The sequence below is a fragment of the Cohnella hongkongensis genome (assembly GCF_042654645.1).
Classification (GTDB): domain Bacteria; phylum Bacillota; class Bacilli; order Paenibacillales; family Paenibacillaceae; genus Cohnella; species Cohnella hongkongensis.
The window spans coordinates 15,654-31,772 of the sequence record NZ_JBHSEP010000019.1 but is presented as its reverse complement, the minus strand read 5'-3'; the positions used below and the strand labels follow the sequence as shown (position 1 = coordinate 31,772).

Below are 16,119 nucleotides of genomic sequence, written 5' to 3'. Positions count from 1 at the left end.
CGGATGCCGAGACTGAATCAGAACCGTCTCGGTTGGCTCGTGAGCCTTGCCCTGTGCGTTCTTGTCCTCTTTCCCTTGGCGGCAGTCATCATTCAGGTGCTGCTGCCGGGGGTTTTCTTCGGAGAGTGGAGGCTGGGGGATTTAAGGCTCCTGCTGGAGCTGTTTAACCGACCGCTATGGCTGAAGTCGTTGGAGAATTCCGTGCTGCTGGCCAGCGGCACGACGCTGCTCGCCACGCTCCTGGGCGGCACGCTGGCGATGGTGCGCTCGACCTGGCGCTTCCCGACAGCCCGGCTGCTCGACGCGGCCGTCTGGGGGCTGCTCATCACCCCGTCCTTCATACTGGCGCAGGGCTGGGTCATGTTCGCGGCGGGCGGCGGTCTCGCGGTCAAGCTGCTCGGCTGGAGCTGGGTCACGACGGCCGTTTTTCAGCCGGCCGGGCTGATCGTCGTCATGACGTTAAGCAAATTTCCGCTGGCCTACTTGAGCGTGCATGCGGCGATGGAGTGGAAGGTGGAGCAACTGGCGGAAGCCGCCCGGCTGTGCGGAGCGTCCGCCTGGCGCGTATGGCGCACCGTGCAAGCGCCGCTGCTGCTGCCCGCCTTCCTCGCGGGGGCTGCGCTGGTGTTCATGGATACGGTCGGAGACTTCGGTCTTCCGGCCTCGATCGCGGCCGTCTACCGCTTTCCGACGCTCCCGTATTCGATCTATACGGCGCTATATACGTCGCCGATTCGTTTCGATATGGCCGGCGTTCTGTCGTTCTATCTGGTTCTGCTCATTTCGCTGGCCATGCTGCTGCAATTTTACGTTATGCGCCGCTCGCGCTTCGATTTTCTCTCGGCGCGCGCCATTCCGGCCGAGCCCAAGCCGGCCGGACGCATGGCTCCCGTGCTGGCGCTCGGAAATTTGCTGTTCCTGCTCGTCGTTGTCGGCATTCCGATCGGCACGAACGTGCTGATGTCGGTATTCCGCACGCAGTCGGGCGGGCTGACGCTCGATAATCTGACGCTGTCGCACTATGCTTCGCTGTTCGCCGACCACAGCCAGCTGCTGGCGGGGCTGGGCCGTTCGCTGCTGATTGCGTCCGTCTCCGCACTGGCCGGCCTGGTTCTCGGCGTCGCGGTCGCTTTCGTGCTCACCTACTCGCAGTTCCGCTTCAAGCGATGGATCGAAGTCATGTCGCTCGTGACGCTGGCCGTTCCGGGCGTCGTGCTGGGCATCGGGTACATTTTCGTCTGGAATCAAGCCTGGCTCGAATCGATTGGCCTGCTTCTCTACGGCAAACCGGCCATCCTCGTTTTGGCGTCCGTCGCCGGAGCGGTTCCCGTCATTACTCGAATCATGGTAGGCGCGATGGCGAAGGTGCCGAACACGCTGCTGGATGCGGCGCAGATGCAGGGCGGCTCCCTGTTGAATCGGGTAAGGATCATTCTGGCCCCGCTCATCCGCGGCGCATTGCTGTCGGCTGCTCTGGCCGCTTTCGGCTCAAGCGTATTCGATCTGGCGGTGAATGCGATTCTGTTCCCGCCGAACTTCTTTACTTTGCCGGTTTCGATCAATAAAGCTTTCGAGGATTTGCAATTCGGCTATGCGTCCGCCGCTACGATGCTGGGCGGAGGCGCCGTTATTCTGATCATTCTGCTGCTGGAGATGCTCCTGCGGCGAAAGGTGGCCCGAACATGAACGGAGCTTCTAACGAACGACCGCTTCTGGAAATCAAAGACGTCGCCAAGCGATACGAGTCGCATCAAGCGCTGCGGGGCGTCTCGCTCGACATGCGCAAGGGCGAGATCATCAGCGTTCTGGGGCCGTCCGGCTGCGGCAAGTCGACGCTGCTCCAGCTCATCGCCGGACTTGCCTTGCCCGATGAGGGGGAAATTCGGCTGGACGGAGAGGTGATCGCCTCGCCGCGCGGCATGCGGCCGCCGGAGAAGCGCGGCGTGAATATGGTGTTTCAGGATTATGCGCTCTGGCCGCATCTGAGCGTCTTCGACAACATCGCTTACGGGCTTAAGAACCGGCGCGCGGATCGGGCCGACATCCGCCGCCGCGTCGACGAACTGCTGGAGATGCTGCAGCTGAGCGGTTTGGAGAAGCGGCTGCCTCCGCAGCTGTCCGGAGGCCAGCAGCAGCGGGTCGCCATCGCCCGATCGTTGGCGACGCAGCCCCGGCTTCTGCTGCTCGACGAGCCTTTGTCCAATCTGGACATGCGGCTGCGGATCGAGATGCGGACCGAGATGGCGTATCTGTTTCGCCAACTGGGCACGAGCGTGTTTCATGTCACGCACGATCCGGAGGAAGCGTTCGCCATGGCCGATCGGCTGTTGATTATGCGCAGCGGGGCCGTCGATCAGATCGGCACGCCTGCGGACTGCTACGCGCGGCCGGCCAGCCGCTGGGCCGCTTCTCTTCTCGGCGCGATCAACCGAATCGAAGGGACGATCGTTCGCACGGAGCGCGGCGTCGCGCTGAGAAGCGGCTCCGTGCTAATCGATGGCGTAGGCGCGGAAGGAGCAGCCGAGGGAAGCGAAGCGGAGGTGCTGTTCCGGCCGGAAGACGTCGCGGAGTTGGCGGTGATGCCGTCCGGTGCCGCCGCCGAGACGGCTGCGGCCCGTCCAGACGGCTCTGGCCCGAGCGAAGGGCGCACGAGCTTCGCGCTGTCCGTACTGCACAGCACCTTCGAAGGCAAGCGCTGGCGTATTGTCGCCAAGACGGACGCCGGGCATAAGCTGTATTTGATCGGGGACCGGCAGCTGCCTCCCGGCGCGCCGGTCGCCGTGTCGCTGCCGAAAGCCGCAGCCTACATTTACGCCAAGACGCAGGAAGGGAGCCGGCCTAGTTGAGCGTTTCGCAACATCCCCGTATATTCGCCATATCAGACATACACGGACATGAAGACGGGCTGCTTCTGCTGCTCGACGCCGCCGGCTACAAGGCGGGAGTGGACCGGCTAATGCTGCTGGGAGATTACGTCAACGAGGAGCCGGACTCCTGGGACACCCTGAGAACGATCAAGACGCTGGCCAACGAAGGAGCCGTCGCGCTTCCGGGCAATACCGATCTGACGGTCGCCGGTCTGAGCGAAGCGCCTGCGCGGCTGCTGCCGCTATTGAGCTGGCTGAAATCGCTCCCGTCCTATTGGATCGAGGGGGACTACCTGTTCGTGCATGCCGGCATTCGCCCGGGAGTTCCGCTGGAGCGGCAATCGCTTCGCGATCTGACCGAAATTCGCGAAGCTTTCTGGACAGAGCGTCCCTCGGTTCCGTATACCGTAATCTTCGGGCATACGCCCACCTACAAGCTCGGCGCCGAAGCCGGCCGAATCTGGTGCAAGGACCGGCGAATCGGCATCGACACCGGCGCGAAGCACGGCCAGCGTCTGACTCTGCTGGACGTCGCCGGCAGGCGAACCTACTCCTGCTCGACATCCCCTTTGAATCTGTATCGGGACATTCGGACCGATTTCGTGTATAATTTTGGGAGATAACTCGACTTGTGTGACTCCGCCTTGGAGAGCGATCTGGGGCGGAGTCTCGTCGTTGCGACTTCCCAAGTCGGATCTTGTTGAATCGATCGCTTTGACTCGAAGCGTTAGGTGAGCTGTCATGAGAAAGTTGAAACAAAGATTGAACCGTCTGGCATGGGGGGAGGCGGCGGCCTCCGTTTCTTTTTTGGCGGTCTATGGCTTCTATGTGAATCTTGGGGCCGCCAGCCTGACAGCGCTGCTGTTTCTCGTGTTTCAATTGCTGCAAGGAGCCGCCTATTGGGGGTACCGGTCGCGCAATGCGGGCCGCGAAGCGTCGGCCGCAGCCTACGGCGTCTTGACTCTTCTTAGAAGCGCCAATCTGATCGGCGCCATGCTGATCGTTCCCTGGCTGGTCGTGCTTGCTCAGAGCCGGAGCGATCTGGCGGTCGGGCTGGCGCTTCACGTTTTCGCCATTGTGGAGTACGTCAACTATTATTGGTATCGGCTCAGCTACGGCAAGTCGGGCTTTAATCTTCGAATGCTCTGGCGGGCGGGGCTTCGGCCGTCCAGCATTCACAAGCTGCTGAAGAGAAAGCCGGGCCGCTGAGCAGACGATCGCAAGCTAGCCGCCGTCCTTGTCTGCGTCGGATGGGAGAGGCCTATGCCGGACAGCAGCCGCATGGAGATCGGACATTAAGGGCGGATCGGCAAGGGGGCAGGAAACGGTGAACAGACGAGCCAGATGGTTGGCGGCGGTCGCCTGCTGCGCGCTGGCGATGGCGGTGATCGCGGCGGTCGTGAATGGCGGCTCCAAGCCGGTGGAGGCGTCCTTGGCGTTCGTCAATAGCGAGCTCCAGGCGGATGGGGTCCGAATCGGAATGCCGGAGCCTGAGCTCATCGAGTTATGGGGGCCGGGACGGTACCAGGAAGGGTTCGGCGGACATCTGCGGGACTATCCGGACAGAAAGTGCTACATCGGCATCCCCGGAGATCGGGATAACGACCTGTTCGGAGCTATAGGCCATATGGAGATCTCGAATCCGGGATATGCCGTGTTCGGCATTCGGCCGGGAGATTCCATCGAGTCGTCGAGAGAGACTCTGATCGCCAGAGGCTTCCGGCCGTTGGACCACGATGCCAGCTTCCACGTTTCGGGGGAGTTCACGATCGCACTGCGCGGCGAAACGGAGGTCCAGTCCATATTCGTCGGATTTAACGATAAGGACTTGGCGGACCGCCTGTATTGACAAGGAGGGGATGATGATGGAGACAAATGGCGGCCCTCTGCCGGCAGGATTGTCTCGTCCGGCCCAGCAGGCGCTGGAGGCGGCGGGAATCCGGTCGCTGGAGGAGGCGGCGCGGCGTACAGAGGGGGAATTGCTCAAGCTCCACGGCTTCGGTCCCGCATCGATCCGTCTGCTGCGGCCGGCGCTTGAGGAGAGGGGCTTAGCTTTTAAGGGACAGCAGGTTTCCCCGAAGAAGGGGAAGGGGGAATCCGGATGCCCGGAATAAAGCGCAGCTCGGCCAGCAAGGTGATCAGCATCTTCGGAGCGTCTCTGATCGTTGCCTTCTATCTCCCTTTGACGTTTTTCGAATCGGCGCAGGACTACGCAGTGACGCTCTTGCCGGCTTTCTTCATCGCTTTTGCCTTTCATACGATCGTGGCCTTCCCGATGTCCATGCTTGTCGACAGACTGGCGGCGCCCTTCCGGCAGCCCGTTCTGCGGACGACGAGCTACGCTCTGCTGGGAGGCGCCCTTCTTGCTCTTGCGGGAGGGGTGCTGGTTCTGCTCGGAGCAAGCTTCAACGGCGCGGTGGCAGGTCACGGCTTGGCCGCGCTGTACGTCTATTTCTTGCTCGATGCAGGCGTTTCCCGCATAGAGAGGAGGAAGTCCGGGCGCGGATTCGCGCACGAAGGCGCCCGATCGTACGGAATGCCCGTGTCCGGACGGGCCGCCCGGGCGCCGAGCCCGGCGCCGGAAGAGCCGCGGGAGCGGAGCCGCTAGCTTGCGGTGACCTCCGTCACAGGATTTCCGACGGCCAATCGCGTATAATGGAGACGGAGAAGCTGAAGATCATTCAAGGAACGGAAGTGAGCAGGGCCATGCTGATTGCATTGAAAGATCGATTGGACGATCCGGCCGTTCGCAGCATTGTCGAATGCAGCGTCTATCCCGACCCGGACAAGCTGGACGAGACGATCGCCGCCTACCGTTCGGAGGACGGGATGGAGATGTACGGCCTTGAGGCGGAGGGCGAATGCATCGCCATTATCGGTCTGCGAATGAGCGAGGAACGCGTATTGAAGATCGAGCACCTCGCGGTGTCTCCGGACTACCGGGGGCTGGGGTATGGTCGGGGAATCCTTCTCGAGACGATCGACAAAAAAAGACCCGCCGTTCTTATCGCGGAAACGGACGACGACGCGGTAGACTTCTATCGCGCCATCGGCTTCGAGATCGAAAGCCTGGGAGAAGCGTATCCCGGCGTGGAACGGTTCAATTGCGTCTACCTGGTGGAGCCCGAGTAACGAAAACTTTGGCTCCCCTCTTTATTTTTAATGATTCCTATATTATAATCATTCTAAACAAAGCATCTGTACTAACGAATCCATCGGGCGAGGCACGTTCTCGCCGACATGCTGCTCCCGCCGGGGCAGCATGTGTCGTTTTAAGGGATGTAAGAATGGGAGTCATTCTCAACGGAGAGGGAGAGATTCAGATGAGTCAAACGATACATTCGATAAAGGGGCATACCGATCCCGACCGGCTGCAGGCGGACAGCGCGGCAGGACCGGCCGAACGCGCCGGAATAGGGAGCCGGTACGGGGAAGGATTGGCCGCGCTGGCGAGCGGCTTGATCGTCGCGATCGCTTATATGCTGGAGGAAACCTCGTATTCCTGGTCGGTCGCTCTCTATGTGACGGCATTTCTGGTCGGCGGTTTCGTCAAAGCAAGGGAAGGCATTGAGACGCTCGTGCGGGAGCGCGATCTCGACGTGAATCTGCTGATGATTGTCGCTGCAATCGGTGCGGCAAGCATCGGCTATTGGACCGAGGGAGCCGTTCTGATCTTTATTTTCTCGCTAAGCGGCGCGCTGGAGACCTATACGATGGATCGCAGCAGCCGGGATATCTCGTCGCTGATGGATCAGAAGCCCGAGACGGCCGTCCGGATTCGCGACGGGGAGGAACGGATCGTTCCGATCGAGCAGCTGGCGCCGGGCGATCTCGTGCTCGTGAAGCCCGGCGAACGGGTTCCGGCCGACGGCGTCGTCGCCGACGGAGCGTCGGACGTGAATCAGGCGTCGATTACGGGAGAGTCGATCCCGGTCGACAAAGGTCCGGGAGACGTCGTGTACGCAGGGACGCTGAACGGCGAAGGCGCGCTGTACGTGCAGGTGAGCCAGACGAGCGAATCGACGCTGTTCGCCAAAATCATCCGCCTCGTGCAGGAAGCGCAGAGCGAGAAGCCGGCTTCCCAGCGATTCATGGAACGGTTCGAACGCATCTATGCCAGGGGGATTTTGCTCATCACGCTGCTTCTTGTCGCAGTCCCTCCGCTGGCTCTGCAGATGCCATGGGAGCAGGCGTTCTACAAGGCGATGGTGTTTCTGGTCGTCGCGTCGCCGTGCGCGCTCGTCGCTTCGATCATGCCCGCGACGCTGTCGGCGATCTCCAGCGGCGCCAGGAAAGGCGTTCTGTTCAAGGGCGGGGCGCATCTGGAACATCTTGCGAACGTCAAAGCCGTCGCCTTCGACAAGACCGGCACGCTGACGATGGGCAAGCCTGTTCTCACCGATATCGTCGCTTTCTCGGGTTACTCGGAGAACGAGGCGCTCAGGGTCGCGGCGTCGCTTGAAAGCTTGTCCGGACACCCGCTGGCCAAGGCGATCGTTAACGCCGCGCAGGAAAGGGAGCTGCCGCTGGGGCGGCCCTCCGAGTTCGCCGCTCTGACGGGCCGCGGCCTTCAGGCGAAGCTGGACGGCGAGCTGTGGACGATCGGCAAGGCCTCGATGCTGCAGCAGAGCGGACGTTATGAAGAGCTTGCCGAGACGATCGAACGGCTGGAGAGCGAGGGAAAGACCGTCTCCGTGCTGATGAACGAGCATGGCGCGGCCGCCGTCTTCGCTCTTCGCGATCGAATCCGACCGGAAGCCAAGCGCGCGATGGCCCGGCTGAAGAAGCTCGGCGTTCAAGTCGCGATGCTGACCGGCGATCAGGCGAGCACCGCACGCTCTATCGCCGAGGAACTGGGCGTCGACCGGGTGTACGCCGATCTGCTTCCCGAGGACAAGGTCGAGCGGATTCGGGAGCTGAAGCGGGAGTTCGGTTCGGTCGCCATGGTCGGAGACGGAGTGAACGACGCTCCCGCGTTGGCGACGGCGGGCGTCGGCATCGCGATGGGAGCGGCCGGGAGCGATGCCGCGCTTGAGACGGCAGACCTCGTGCTCATGAACGACGATATCGGCCGGATTGCGGACGCGATCGTGCTGGGCAAGCGCACAAGAACGATCATCAGGCAGAACATGGCGTTCGCGCTGAGCGTTATCGTTCTGCTCATCGCCGCCAATTTCGTTCAAGGAATCGCGCTGCCCCTGGGCGTCGTCGGGCATGAAGGCAGCACGATACTCGTCATTCTGAACGGACTCCGGCTGCTCGGCTTTCGGACCGGCGAATAAATAGGGCATGAAGGCTATGCGGACGTCCGCATAGCCTTTGCATTTGTCTTCGAATGGGCTATAATAATGATAATGATTATCGTTATTGTGCGCAGAGGAGAATGAGGATGAATCTGCTGTTTCCTGTCATGACCGTTCTGCTGATCGCGGTTGGGGCCTTCTGCCTGTTCATGGCGATGGATCACGCGGACCGACTTCGCCTGAAGCGGAAGACGGGCTTGTCCGACAACCGTTCTCCCCGCGAGCTGGCCGCTTCGGGGCTGATCTGGAAGTCGAGAGAGTAGAAGCTTAGCTTATCGGCATTCTTCGCGGGTGCAGCAAGTCGTCAGGCGTCGTCCTGCCGGCTTTTTTGCTTTGTCCCGCCGGCGAATCCGCTCATTGCTCCCTGTTATCGCTCATGGTATGATGCGAATAAGGAGAAGTCTCCCATTGAATTCTGGACGAGGCGACGAACGGATTCGGGAAAAATTGCTTGCGAGCATGGGCGATCTGGCCAGGCGGCCGGATGCGCCTGCGATGCTGTTCGTGACGCATCCTATCGGGGAGGTGCTGCCCGTCTTCGGGAAATCCTTGCTTATTAGGCGGGGACGCATATTCGAGCAAGGCGCGCTGCGCCAGGCGCCGACGACCGGGACGCAGTCCCCATTCTGCGAGACGGGAGTCCGGAGCGATTGGCGAAACGATTTTCGCGCGGTTGTCGGTTCTGCGACCGTTATGCGACTAAAGTAACTGGCGCGCGGGGTGTGAATCGTTTACTTTTAATACAGATTCATCCAACGGGAGGTTAGAACGATGGTTCCTACGGAATCGGACATTCAACAGAACAAGGTTATGGCCATAATCGCTTACCTATTGTTTTTCGTTCCGCTGCTTGCGGCCAAAGATTCTCCCTTCGCCCAGTATCATGCGCGACAAGGCTTGAACCTGTTCCTGCTCGCGCTGGCGACGAACATCGTGCTGGGAATTATCCCGTTCATCGGCTGGCTGCTGCTTCCTCTGGCCAATCTGGTCATTCTCGGGCTCGTCATTATCGGCATTCTGGCGGCGGCGAACGGCCAGGTGAAACCGCTGCCTCTCATCGGGAAGTACGAAATTCTGAAATGATCGGACGATGCGACAGCTCCCGGCCCTTGCGGAAACCCGGGGGCTGTTTCTATTCCGTGCAAACAATCGAATCGCCGACGGCGGCAGAAGAAGGAGCGGAAGGATGGGAACGAACCGTATCGAGGAACGGACGGAAGCGATAGAAAGCTCGGAAATCGGCTACATGCTGGATCGCATGGAGGCGATCCGGGACAGGCCGGGCAATCCGGAAGGGGTGGAGATCGCACGGTTCGGCGAAGCGGTGTGCTTCTACAGCAAGACGATGCCATGGCCGGGCTTCAACACGGTCAAGGGGTTAAGAAGCGGGGATGCGGATCTGCTTGCGGCGATAGGCGATTTCTACCGCGCCCGAGGACGCAAGCCGCAGTTCGAGCTTGTGCCGGGGCTGGCCGATCCGGAGCTGATGAAGCGGTTGTCCGGGCTGGGCTTCTATCAGTCGGGCTTCCATACGTCGATGGCGCTGACGCCGTCCGAGGCGGCGCCCGGTCCGGCTAAGCCGTCGGACAAACTGGACATCCGGCTGCTGCGGGAAGACGAATTCGAGCTGTACGCGACGATTCATTGCCGGGGAACCGGTCTGCCGGACGACGGCATAGCGCCGGTGGCGGCCAACAACCGGGTGCTGTACGGACGCCCGGGGTGGACGTTTTATCTCGCTCTGTGGGAGGGACGTCCGGCCGGTGTCGGGGTCGCGTACGCGAGCCGGGGGACAGCTTCGCTTACGTTCGCGGCTACGCTGCCGGATTACCGCTGTCGGGGCGTTCAGACGGCGCTGCTGCGAAGAAGGGTGGCGGCTGCACGCGAAGAGGGCTGCGCCCTCGTCGTCGGCCAATGCGCGTTCCTGTCGCAGAGTCACCGCAACATGGAGCGGATCGGCATGCGCATCGGCTATGTGCGCGCCTCGTGGCAACAACGCTGAGCGGATGGGACAGGTACAACCCGAACGCCATTTTCTTGCGCAACAACGAGTCCATGCAGACTAAAAACCGATTCTCCGCAATAACCTGACGTATAGCCGTATTTTGGGATGAGAAAATTTTAATTTTTCTTGCGAAAACCTGTAACCTTCTGTGCGGCCGATCCGTTTATTAGGTATAGGAAATGCAAGGGCCGCTCAAGGGCGAGCCCCTGAAGGAGAGAATGCGGTAATGGTCAACAAAATGCTTGTCACCTTAGTTGCCGTGTTGTTAGGGTACATGTCTTTCAGTCCCATTCAGGCGAATATCAACGACTATACGCCGGTCCCTCGGAACGAGAACACGCGCGTCGCGTATTTGGGCTCGATCTATCACCAGAACGGCGGCTATTATGCGGATGCGGATTTCATAGAGTGGTACGAAGGCGAGGAGGCGGACCGGATTTTCCGCGAGAGAGAAGCGGATTCCGGCATGGATCAGGCGCCGGACGGCTATTATATCGTCAATGACGATCCGGCTGCGGAGAGGCTGCGGCTCGCCCCCGACGCGCGCGTATTCATGCAGCTATACAATCGTACGGGAAACCTCGTGGAAGCGGACGTCGTATGGAACGAAGAAATCTCTCTCGACCGTTTTCTGGCTTTGCTGGCGGACGGATCGGGGATGAATCTGCGGGATTATCCGTACCATCTGACGATCGAGAACGGGGTCGTCGTGCGAATCACGCAGCAGTTTATTCCTTAAATTTCAGGTCGGAATAACCCTCCCGGGTCGAATGGGCGGAGGGTTTTTTGCTGTGATCGAGGGCGGACGTTTTTTTTGCGGCTGCTCTATCATTTGGACTGCAACTCCGGGGGCGATCTTTCGTCTAATGATTGTACCGTCCTGCGGCGGAAAATTAGATTAAGAGATTCGGAGGCATTGCAGTCATGAGCTTGTGGAGAAATCGAGGTACGAAGCTGCTGTGCGCCGCGCTATGCATCGCCCTGCTGGCGCCGCTGTTCAGCCAGTCGACTGCCCGCGCGGCGTCGCCGCCGCCGATCGGCATCTATCTGGACGGCAAGAAGATCGTGTCGGACGTTCCGCCTTATATGATTCCGAAGGAGAACGTAACGATGGTGCCGCTGAGCGTCATCAGCAAAAGTCTGGGAGCTCGCGTCGACTGGTCGCAACCGGCGAAAACGGTCACAATACGTCATGAAGGGCTTGTGCTGCAGATGACAATGGGACAGAAGCATGCGCTCGTCAACGGGCAGCGCACAGAGCTGGAGACGACCGTACAGGTCGTGAACGGGCGCGTCATGGTGCCGCTTCGCTTCGTCGGCACGCAGCTGAAGCTGCTTGTCACCTGGCAGCAGGCTTCGCGCACGATTCTGCTGCAGTCGGAGAATGGCGAAAGCGAAAACGAGGAGTCGCTTCGGGGCGCATGGGTGTCCACCGTCTACAATCTGGACTGGCCGTCGGACAAATCCTACGGGCAAGCGGAGAAACAGAAGCAGGAGTACGTTCAGCTGCTGGACGAATTGCAGGGGATGGGGATGAACGCCGTCTTCGTTCAGGTACGTCCGTCCGCCGACAGCCTCTACCCGTCTAAGCTGGTGCCGTGGTCTCGTTATTTGCAAGGCAAGCAGGGCGCCGATCCGGGGTACGATCCGCTGGCGTTCATGATCGAGGAGACGCATGGCAGGGGAATGGAATTTCATGCCTGGTTCAACCCGTTCCGGGCGACGGTCGACGGGAAGTCCGACGCCTTGGCTCCGAATCACGTCGCGCTCGCGCATCCCGAGTGGATCGTTCTGGCCGGCGGCAAGCATTATCTGAACCCGGGAATCCCGGAGGCGCGGCAGCATATTATCGACGCCGTTATGGAGGTTGTGGAAGGCTACGACATCGACGGCGTTCATCTGGACGATTATTTCTATCCGTCCGGCACGGCGTTCCCGGACGACACCGCTTATGCCGCCTATAATCCGGGCAAGCTGAATAACAAGGCCGACTGGCGCCGGGACAACATCAACCGGTTCGTCAAGGAGCTGGGAGAAGCGATCCGCAGGGCGAAGCCGCAGCTGAAGTTCGGCATTAGCCCGTTCGGCGTCTGGCGCAACATCGCCGACGACCCGACCGGATCGGATACGCGCGCGGGCGTCACGACGTACGACAGCATGTATGCCGACGTTCGCACCTGGATCCGGCAAGGCTGGATCGATTACGTCGCTCCGCAAATTTACTGGAGCCTGTCGTTCGAGGCGGCCAGGTACGACAAGCTGGTCGACTGGTGGGCGAACGAGGTGCGGGGAACGGGCGTCGAGCTGCTGATCGGCCATGCGCCCTACAAGATCGGCACGAAGGAAGCCGGATGGAACACGGCCCAGGAGATTATCGACCAGCTGAATTACAATCGCGGGGTCATCGAGGTGCAAGGCGACATCTTCTTCAGCGCCAAAGATTTGCGAAGAAATCCGCTCGGTCTTATTCCGCTCCTGCAGCAGTATTACCAACGGTAGGCGGATACGGGCGACCGTTCGCTTGCGCGGACCGGCCCATCGCTTGCTTGAGAAGAGGACAGCAGATCCAACAAGTCGAAATGGCGGTGAAGGGGGCCCCCCCTCACCGCCATTTTTCAAAGCTGCCGCCTTCTTCTGTGATTCAGAAATTAAAACTCGCTATTTTCTGAAGCACCTCCGACAAAAACGCGATGCTGCGTCTGGAGGACGCCGAAGGCGTTTTGGCTTGGTGATTCAGAAAGTATAAAATTCGTTATCCTTATCTGAAGCACCTCCGACAAAAACGTTATCCCGCCGATCCTAAGGACGGCGTAAGCCGTTTATGCTTGCATGCGCGCTGCTTTCAAGCGATCCAACCGCTTTGGACCGTTAGTCGGCCAGTTGTTTCGCCAGCCATCCGCGGATGACGGCGAACACCTCCTCCCGCCGCGACTCGTTGTGCAGCTCGTGCTTAAACCCCGGCCATTCCCGCCATTCGACGCGGCTGCCGGCTTTGCCGGCGAACTCCTTGCTCGCCTGAAGCGAGGTGACTCTGTCATCGCCGCCGTGCATGAGCAGCAGCGGAACCTGGAGCATGAACGCATGCCTCAGCGCCCACAGTCCGGCTCTCTGCACGCTGAAGAAGAAGCGGGCCGTAATCTGTCCGTGTCCGAGCGGATCGCTCACGTAGCGCTCGATCATCGCCGGATCGGACGTCAAGTTCTCGGCGACCATCGGCCGGTTGTTCGTATAGGACGGATAGAATCGCTCGACAACTTTGCCGACAATCGATTGCAGCGATGGAGGCTTAAAAGCAAGCTTCAACCACGGTCCCGTCACGATCGCTCCGCGAAGGGCCGGCTGCCGCCGCAGCAAGTAGTTCAGCGTGATGTTGCCGCCCATGCTGTGGCCGAGCAGAAAAGCCGGCGCGCCGGGATATTTTCGACGGGCCGCGTCCAGCATGAGATCGATGCCTTCAAGCAGCGCTTCGTATTGCGGCGTATGGCCTCGTTTGCCTTCCGTGCGGCCGTGGCCCCTCTGGTCGAATCCGATGACGGCATAGCCCTCGGCGTTCAGCATCTCCGCCAAGTGGGCGTACCTCCCCATATGCTCGCCCATGCCGTGGACGAGACCGATGACCGCGCGGGGACTGCCGTCGACGGAATCCGGACGCCATTCGCAGGCGTGCATCCGGGTTCGATCCGCGCAGCGCCATTCCATTGTGCTCATGCCCATCGCCAGTCCTCCTCGTTCGGGAACATTTTCCTGCCTTTAGCCTTATCATAGCCGAAATTCGCCGCCTGGGCGAGAGGGTCGGCGCCGACAGCCGATTAGGGGGGATTGGAATCGCCAGCCGATATTGATTACAATAGAAGCAGAATACAAGGAAAGCGGGAAGGAGATTCGACATGGACAATCGCGAACAAACGACGCTGCATAAAGCGACTTTCGCCGGCGGATGCTTCTGGTGCATGGTCACGCCGTTCGAGGAGCTGCCGGGCATTCACGGCATCGTATCCGGCTACACCGGAGGCCATACCGCCGATCCGACGTATGAGGAGGTGTGCTCGGAGACGACCGGGCACGCGGAAGCGGTGCAGATTACGTTCGATCCGGAGCTGTTCCCGTATCGCAAGCTGCTCGACATCTACTGGCGCTCGGTCGATCCGACCGATGCGGAAGGCCAATTTCACGACCGCGGGTCTTCCTATCGCCCCGTCATTTTCTATCATGACGAGCAGCAGCGCCGGGAGGCGGAGGAGTCCAAGGCGGAGCTGGAGCGGAGCGGCCGCTTCGACAAGCCGATCGCGGTCGCGATCGAACCGGCGGCCGAGTTCTACCCGGCCGAGGAGTATCATCAGGATTACCATCGGAAAAACCCGCTCAGGTACAAGTACTATCGTCACGGCTCGGGAAGGGACGCGTTCATCGAGCGGCACTGGAATACGGATCGGGACAAGGAGGAGCTTCGCAGAGAGCTGCGCCGGAGGCTCACGCCGATGCAGTACGAAGTGACGCAGAACAACGCCACCGAGCCTCCGTTCCGCAACGAATATTACAATAATACCGAGCCGGGCATCTATGTCGACATCGTCTCCGGCGAGCCGCTGTTCAGCTCGCGGGACCAGTACGACGCGGGCTGCGGCTGGCCGAGCTTCTCGAAGCCGCTGCACGGGGGCAACATCCAGGAGCGTCAGGATTTCTCTCACGGCATGTACCGCATTGAGGTGAGAAGCCGGGAAGCCGACTCCCATCTCGGCCACGTGTTCGACGACGGGCCGATGCCCGGCGGATTGCGCTACTGCATTAACTCGGCCTCGCTCCGTTTTATTCCCAAGGACAAGATGGAGGAGGAAGGGTACGGCCGGTATTTGTCCGAGCTGTAAGCTCACGGGGGCGGCCGGCGAGCGAACGCTTAATAGAGCACGCGCCACAAGTAGAACGTCGCATACGCTTCCCAGCCCTGCCAGCCGGCCGACAGCTCCCTGATTCGGGCTGCGGTCGGCTTTTGTGCCATGCCCAGCACCGATTTGATCGCGTTGTGCAGGCCGACGTCGCCGATTGGAAAGGCGGACGGATACCTCAAGCATCTCATCAATACGTAGTTGGCCGTCCAGGGGCCGATGCCGCGGATCGAGACGAGCCGTTTTTCCGCGGAGCGGATGCCGCCCTCCAGCAGCGCTTCTCTCCCGAGCTCTCCGTCCGCGATCAGGCGCGCGACGCCGATCAGATACTCGGCTTTTTTCGCCGTCGTCTTCAGCGCCGCAATGTCGCCAACGTCCAGAGCGGCAACGTCGCGCGGCTCGGGGAACAGCCAGCAGTCGACGTCTCCGCGCCGAAGCTGCCGCCCGAACGTCTCGACGAACCGGCGCTTGAGCGTATAAGCGAACGCCAGATGGATCTGCTGCCCGATTATGCCCCAGCAGAGCGCCTCGAACAGGTCGGGGATGCCCATATTGCGGAGGCCGTACAGTCTCGGAACGACGCCTCGCAAGAGGGGATCGCGGCTCGCCAAGTCGTAGAAGGGGGACAGGTCGTTGTCGAGGTCGAACCAGTCTCTCGTATAGGCGACGACTTCCCGTTCGACCTCGGCGCTCCAAGCCTCTTCGTCCATCGGGCGAACGAGCAGGAAGCCCGGCTCGGCGTCGACCTCGAAGAAAGCCGCGCCCGAACCGGCGGGAATGGCCTTGTACAGCCGGCCGCCGCGAATGCGGTACAAGCATTCGTCGGGAGAGCGCGACAGGTAATCGAGATTGACGGCAAAGTCGAATTCGGCGGGGACGGGAATGCGAATCGTTCGGTTCATAGTCGGCTCTCCTTGTTCTTTAAGTTCGGCTTCTCTAGTTGTACCATAAATCGGGCTCGGGCGAATTTCGGGATGTTGCGGTTTTATTCGGAGAAAGGCAAGGTAATCTATCGGAATAGAGCGAGCTTATCTTGATTCCGACGCTGCTTTTGGGGTATA

Annotated in this window: 18 protein-coding genes; 16 read left to right on the top strand and 2 right to left on the bottom strand. The window is 60.6% G+C overall.

The annotated features are described in order from the left end of the window. The first annotated feature begins 3 nt into the window (after positions 1–3). The 15 genes from ACFO3S_RS21155 to ACFO3S_RS21085 all read left to right on the top strand — a co-directional run bounded on the left by ACFO3S_RS21155 (position 4) and on the right by ACFO3S_RS21085 (position 12,674). A complete protein-coding gene (locus ACFO3S_RS21155) occupies positions 4–1,686 on the top strand; it encodes an ABC transporter permease (protein ID WP_378100149.1) in 1,683 nt (560 codons plus the stop codon). Continuing rightward, the gene (locus ACFO3S_RS21150) at positions 1,683–2,846 is read left to right on the top strand and encodes an ABC transporter ATP-binding protein (RefSeq protein ID WP_378100148.1); all 1,164 of its coding nucleotides are present in this window, start codon (positions 1,683–1,685) and stop codon (positions 2,844–2,846) included. The genes ACFO3S_RS21155 and ACFO3S_RS21150 overlap by 4 nt, the downstream gene beginning before the upstream one ends. Beyond that, positions 2,843–3,490, top strand: coding sequence for a metallophosphoesterase (locus ACFO3S_RS21145; RefSeq protein ID WP_378100146.1), 648 nt, complete (start codon positions 2,843–2,845; stop codon positions 3,488–3,490). Before ACFO3S_RS21150 ends, ACFO3S_RS21145 begins: the two co-directional genes overlap by 4 nt. A gap of 118 nt (positions 3,491–3,608) precedes the next feature. After that, on the top strand, positions 3,609–4,076 hold the full coding sequence (locus ACFO3S_RS21140) for a hypothetical protein (protein WP_378100144.1): 468 nt from the start codon (positions 3,609–3,611) through the stop codon (positions 4,074–4,076). 118 nt (positions 4,077–4,194) lie between these two features. After that, a complete protein-coding gene (locus ACFO3S_RS21135) occupies positions 4,195–4,716 on the top strand; it encodes a hypothetical protein (RefSeq protein ID WP_378100142.1) in 522 nt (173 codons plus the stop codon). Positions 4,717–4,732: 16 nt separating this feature from the next. After that, positions 4,733–4,981 carry a helix-hairpin-helix domain-containing protein gene (locus tag ACFO3S_RS21130; protein WP_378100140.1) on the top strand — a complete coding sequence of 83 codons (249 nt, stop codon included), beginning with the start codon at positions 4,733–4,735 and terminating at the stop codon, positions 4,979–4,981. Further along, positions 4,969–5,475, top strand: a complete 507-nt coding sequence (locus ACFO3S_RS21125; RefSeq protein WP_378100138.1) for a hypothetical protein — start codon at positions 4,969–4,971, stop codon at positions 5,473–5,475. The genes ACFO3S_RS21130 and ACFO3S_RS21125 overlap by 13 nt, the downstream gene beginning before the upstream one ends. Before the next feature lie 98 nt (positions 5,476–5,573). Beyond that, complete coding sequence (locus tag ACFO3S_RS21120; protein WP_378100136.1) at positions 5,574–5,999, top strand: GNAT family N-acetyltransferase; 426 nt, start codon at positions 5,574–5,576, stop codon at positions 5,997–5,999. Positions 6,000–6,190: 191 nt separating this feature from the next. After that, positions 6,191–8,149, top strand: a complete 1,959-nt coding sequence (locus ACFO3S_RS21115) for a heavy metal translocating P-type ATPase (protein WP_378100134.1) — start codon at positions 6,191–6,193, stop codon at positions 8,147–8,149. Positions 8,150–8,256: 107 nt separating this feature from the next. Further along, positions 8,257–8,433 carry a hypothetical protein gene (locus tag ACFO3S_RS21110; RefSeq protein ID WP_378100132.1) on the top strand — a complete coding sequence of 59 codons (177 nt, stop codon included), beginning with the start codon at positions 8,257–8,259 and terminating at the stop codon, positions 8,431–8,433. 145 nt (positions 8,434–8,578) lie between these two features. Continuing rightward, positions 8,579–8,878: an ATP-binding cassette domain-containing protein gene (locus ACFO3S_RS21105; RefSeq protein WP_378100130.1), complete on the top strand. Its 300-nt coding sequence runs from the start codon at positions 8,579–8,581 to the stop codon at positions 8,876–8,878. A gap of 63 nt (positions 8,879–8,941) precedes the next feature. Next, positions 8,942–9,253 carry a DUF4870 domain-containing protein gene (locus ACFO3S_RS21100; protein WP_378100128.1) on the top strand — a complete coding sequence of 104 codons (312 nt, stop codon included), beginning with the start codon at positions 8,942–8,944 and terminating at the stop codon, positions 9,251–9,253. A 103-nt stretch (positions 9,254–9,356) separates the two neighbouring features. Beyond that, positions 9,357–10,172, top strand: a complete 816-nt coding sequence (locus tag ACFO3S_RS21095) for a GNAT family N-acetyltransferase (protein WP_378100126.1) — start codon at positions 9,357–9,359, stop codon at positions 10,170–10,172. A gap of 229 nt (positions 10,173–10,401) precedes the next feature. After that, the gene (locus tag ACFO3S_RS21090) at positions 10,402–10,914 is read left to right on the top strand and encodes a hypothetical protein (protein ID WP_378100124.1); all 513 of its coding nucleotides are present in this window, start codon (positions 10,402–10,404) and stop codon (positions 10,912–10,914) included. Between the two features lie 185 nt (positions 10,915–11,099). Continuing rightward, positions 11,100–12,674, top strand: coding sequence for a family 10 glycosylhydrolase (locus ACFO3S_RS21085; protein WP_378100122.1), 1,575 nt, complete (start codon positions 11,100–11,102; stop codon positions 12,672–12,674). A gap of 369 nt (positions 12,675–13,043) precedes the next feature. On the opposite strand, the gene ACFO3S_RS21080 is transcribed toward ACFO3S_RS21085, so the two are convergent. After that, positions 13,044–13,889, bottom strand: a complete 846-nt coding sequence (locus ACFO3S_RS21080) for an alpha/beta hydrolase (protein ID WP_378100120.1) — start codon at positions 13,887–13,889, stop codon at positions 13,044–13,046. Positions 13,890–14,062: 173 nt separating this feature from the next. Between ACFO3S_RS21080 and msrB the strand changes: the two genes are divergently transcribed. Continuing rightward, complete coding sequence (gene msrB / locus ACFO3S_RS21075; RefSeq protein WP_378100118.1) at positions 14,063–15,040, top strand: peptide-methionine (R)-S-oxide reductase MsrB; 978 nt, start codon at positions 14,063–14,065, stop codon at positions 15,038–15,040. A gap of 29 nt (positions 15,041–15,069) precedes the next feature. On the opposite strand, the gene ACFO3S_RS21070 is transcribed toward msrB, so the two are convergent. After that, positions 15,070–15,960, bottom strand: coding sequence for a DNA-3-methyladenine glycosylase family protein (locus ACFO3S_RS21070; protein ID WP_378100116.1), 891 nt, complete (start codon positions 15,958–15,960; stop codon positions 15,070–15,072). Between the last annotated feature and the right edge of the window lie 159 nt (positions 15,961–16,119).

Coding starts and splice junctions, on each gene's coding strand:
- ACFO3S_RS21155 (WP_378100149.1), top strand. CDS start 4: ATGCCGAGACTGAATCAGAACCGTCTCGGTTGGCTCGTGAGCCTTGCC.
- ACFO3S_RS21140 (WP_378100144.1), top strand. CDS start 3,609: ATGAGAAAGTTGAAACAAAGATTGAACCGTCTGGCATGGGGGGAGGCG.
- ACFO3S_RS21100 (WP_378100128.1), top strand. CDS start 8,942: ATGGTTCCTACGGAATCGGACATTCAACAGAACAAGGTTATGGCCATA.
- ACFO3S_RS21130 (WP_378100140.1), top strand. CDS start 4,733: ATGGAGACAAATGGCGGCCCTCTGCCGGCAGGATTGTCTCGTCCGGCC.
- ACFO3S_RS21110 (WP_378100132.1), top strand. CDS start 8,257: ATGAATCTGCTGTTTCCTGTCATGACCGTTCTGCTGATCGCGGTTGGG.
- ACFO3S_RS21125 (WP_378100138.1), top strand. CDS start 4,969: ATGCCCGGAATAAAGCGCAGCTCGGCCAGCAAGGTGATCAGCATCTTC.
- ACFO3S_RS21150 (WP_378100148.1), top strand. CDS start 1,683: ATGAACGGAGCTTCTAACGAACGACCGCTTCTGGAAATCAAAGACGTC.
- ACFO3S_RS21120 (WP_378100136.1), top strand. CDS start 5,574: ATGCTGATTGCATTGAAAGATCGATTGGACGATCCGGCCGTTCGCAGC.
- ACFO3S_RS21070 (WP_378100116.1), bottom strand. CDS start 15,960: ATGAACCGAACGATTCGCATTCCCGTCCCCGCCGAATTCGACTTTGCC.
- ACFO3S_RS21085 (WP_378100122.1), top strand. CDS start 11,100: ATGAGCTTGTGGAGAAATCGAGGTACGAAGCTGCTGTGCGCCGCGCTA.
- ACFO3S_RS21095 (WP_378100126.1), top strand. CDS start 9,357: ATGGGAACGAACCGTATCGAGGAACGGACGGAAGCGATAGAAAGCTCG.
- ACFO3S_RS21080 (WP_378100120.1), bottom strand. CDS start 13,889: ATGGGCATGAGCACAATGGAATGGCGCTGCGCGGATCGAACCCGGATG.
- msrB (WP_378100118.1), top strand. CDS start 14,063: ATGGACAATCGCGAACAAACGACGCTGCATAAAGCGACTTTCGCCGGC.
- ACFO3S_RS21090 (WP_378100124.1), top strand. CDS start 10,402: ATGGTCAACAAAATGCTTGTCACCTTAGTTGCCGTGTTGTTAGGGTAC.
- ACFO3S_RS21115 (WP_378100134.1), top strand. CDS start 6,191: ATGAGTCAAACGATACATTCGATAAAGGGGCATACCGATCCCGACCGG.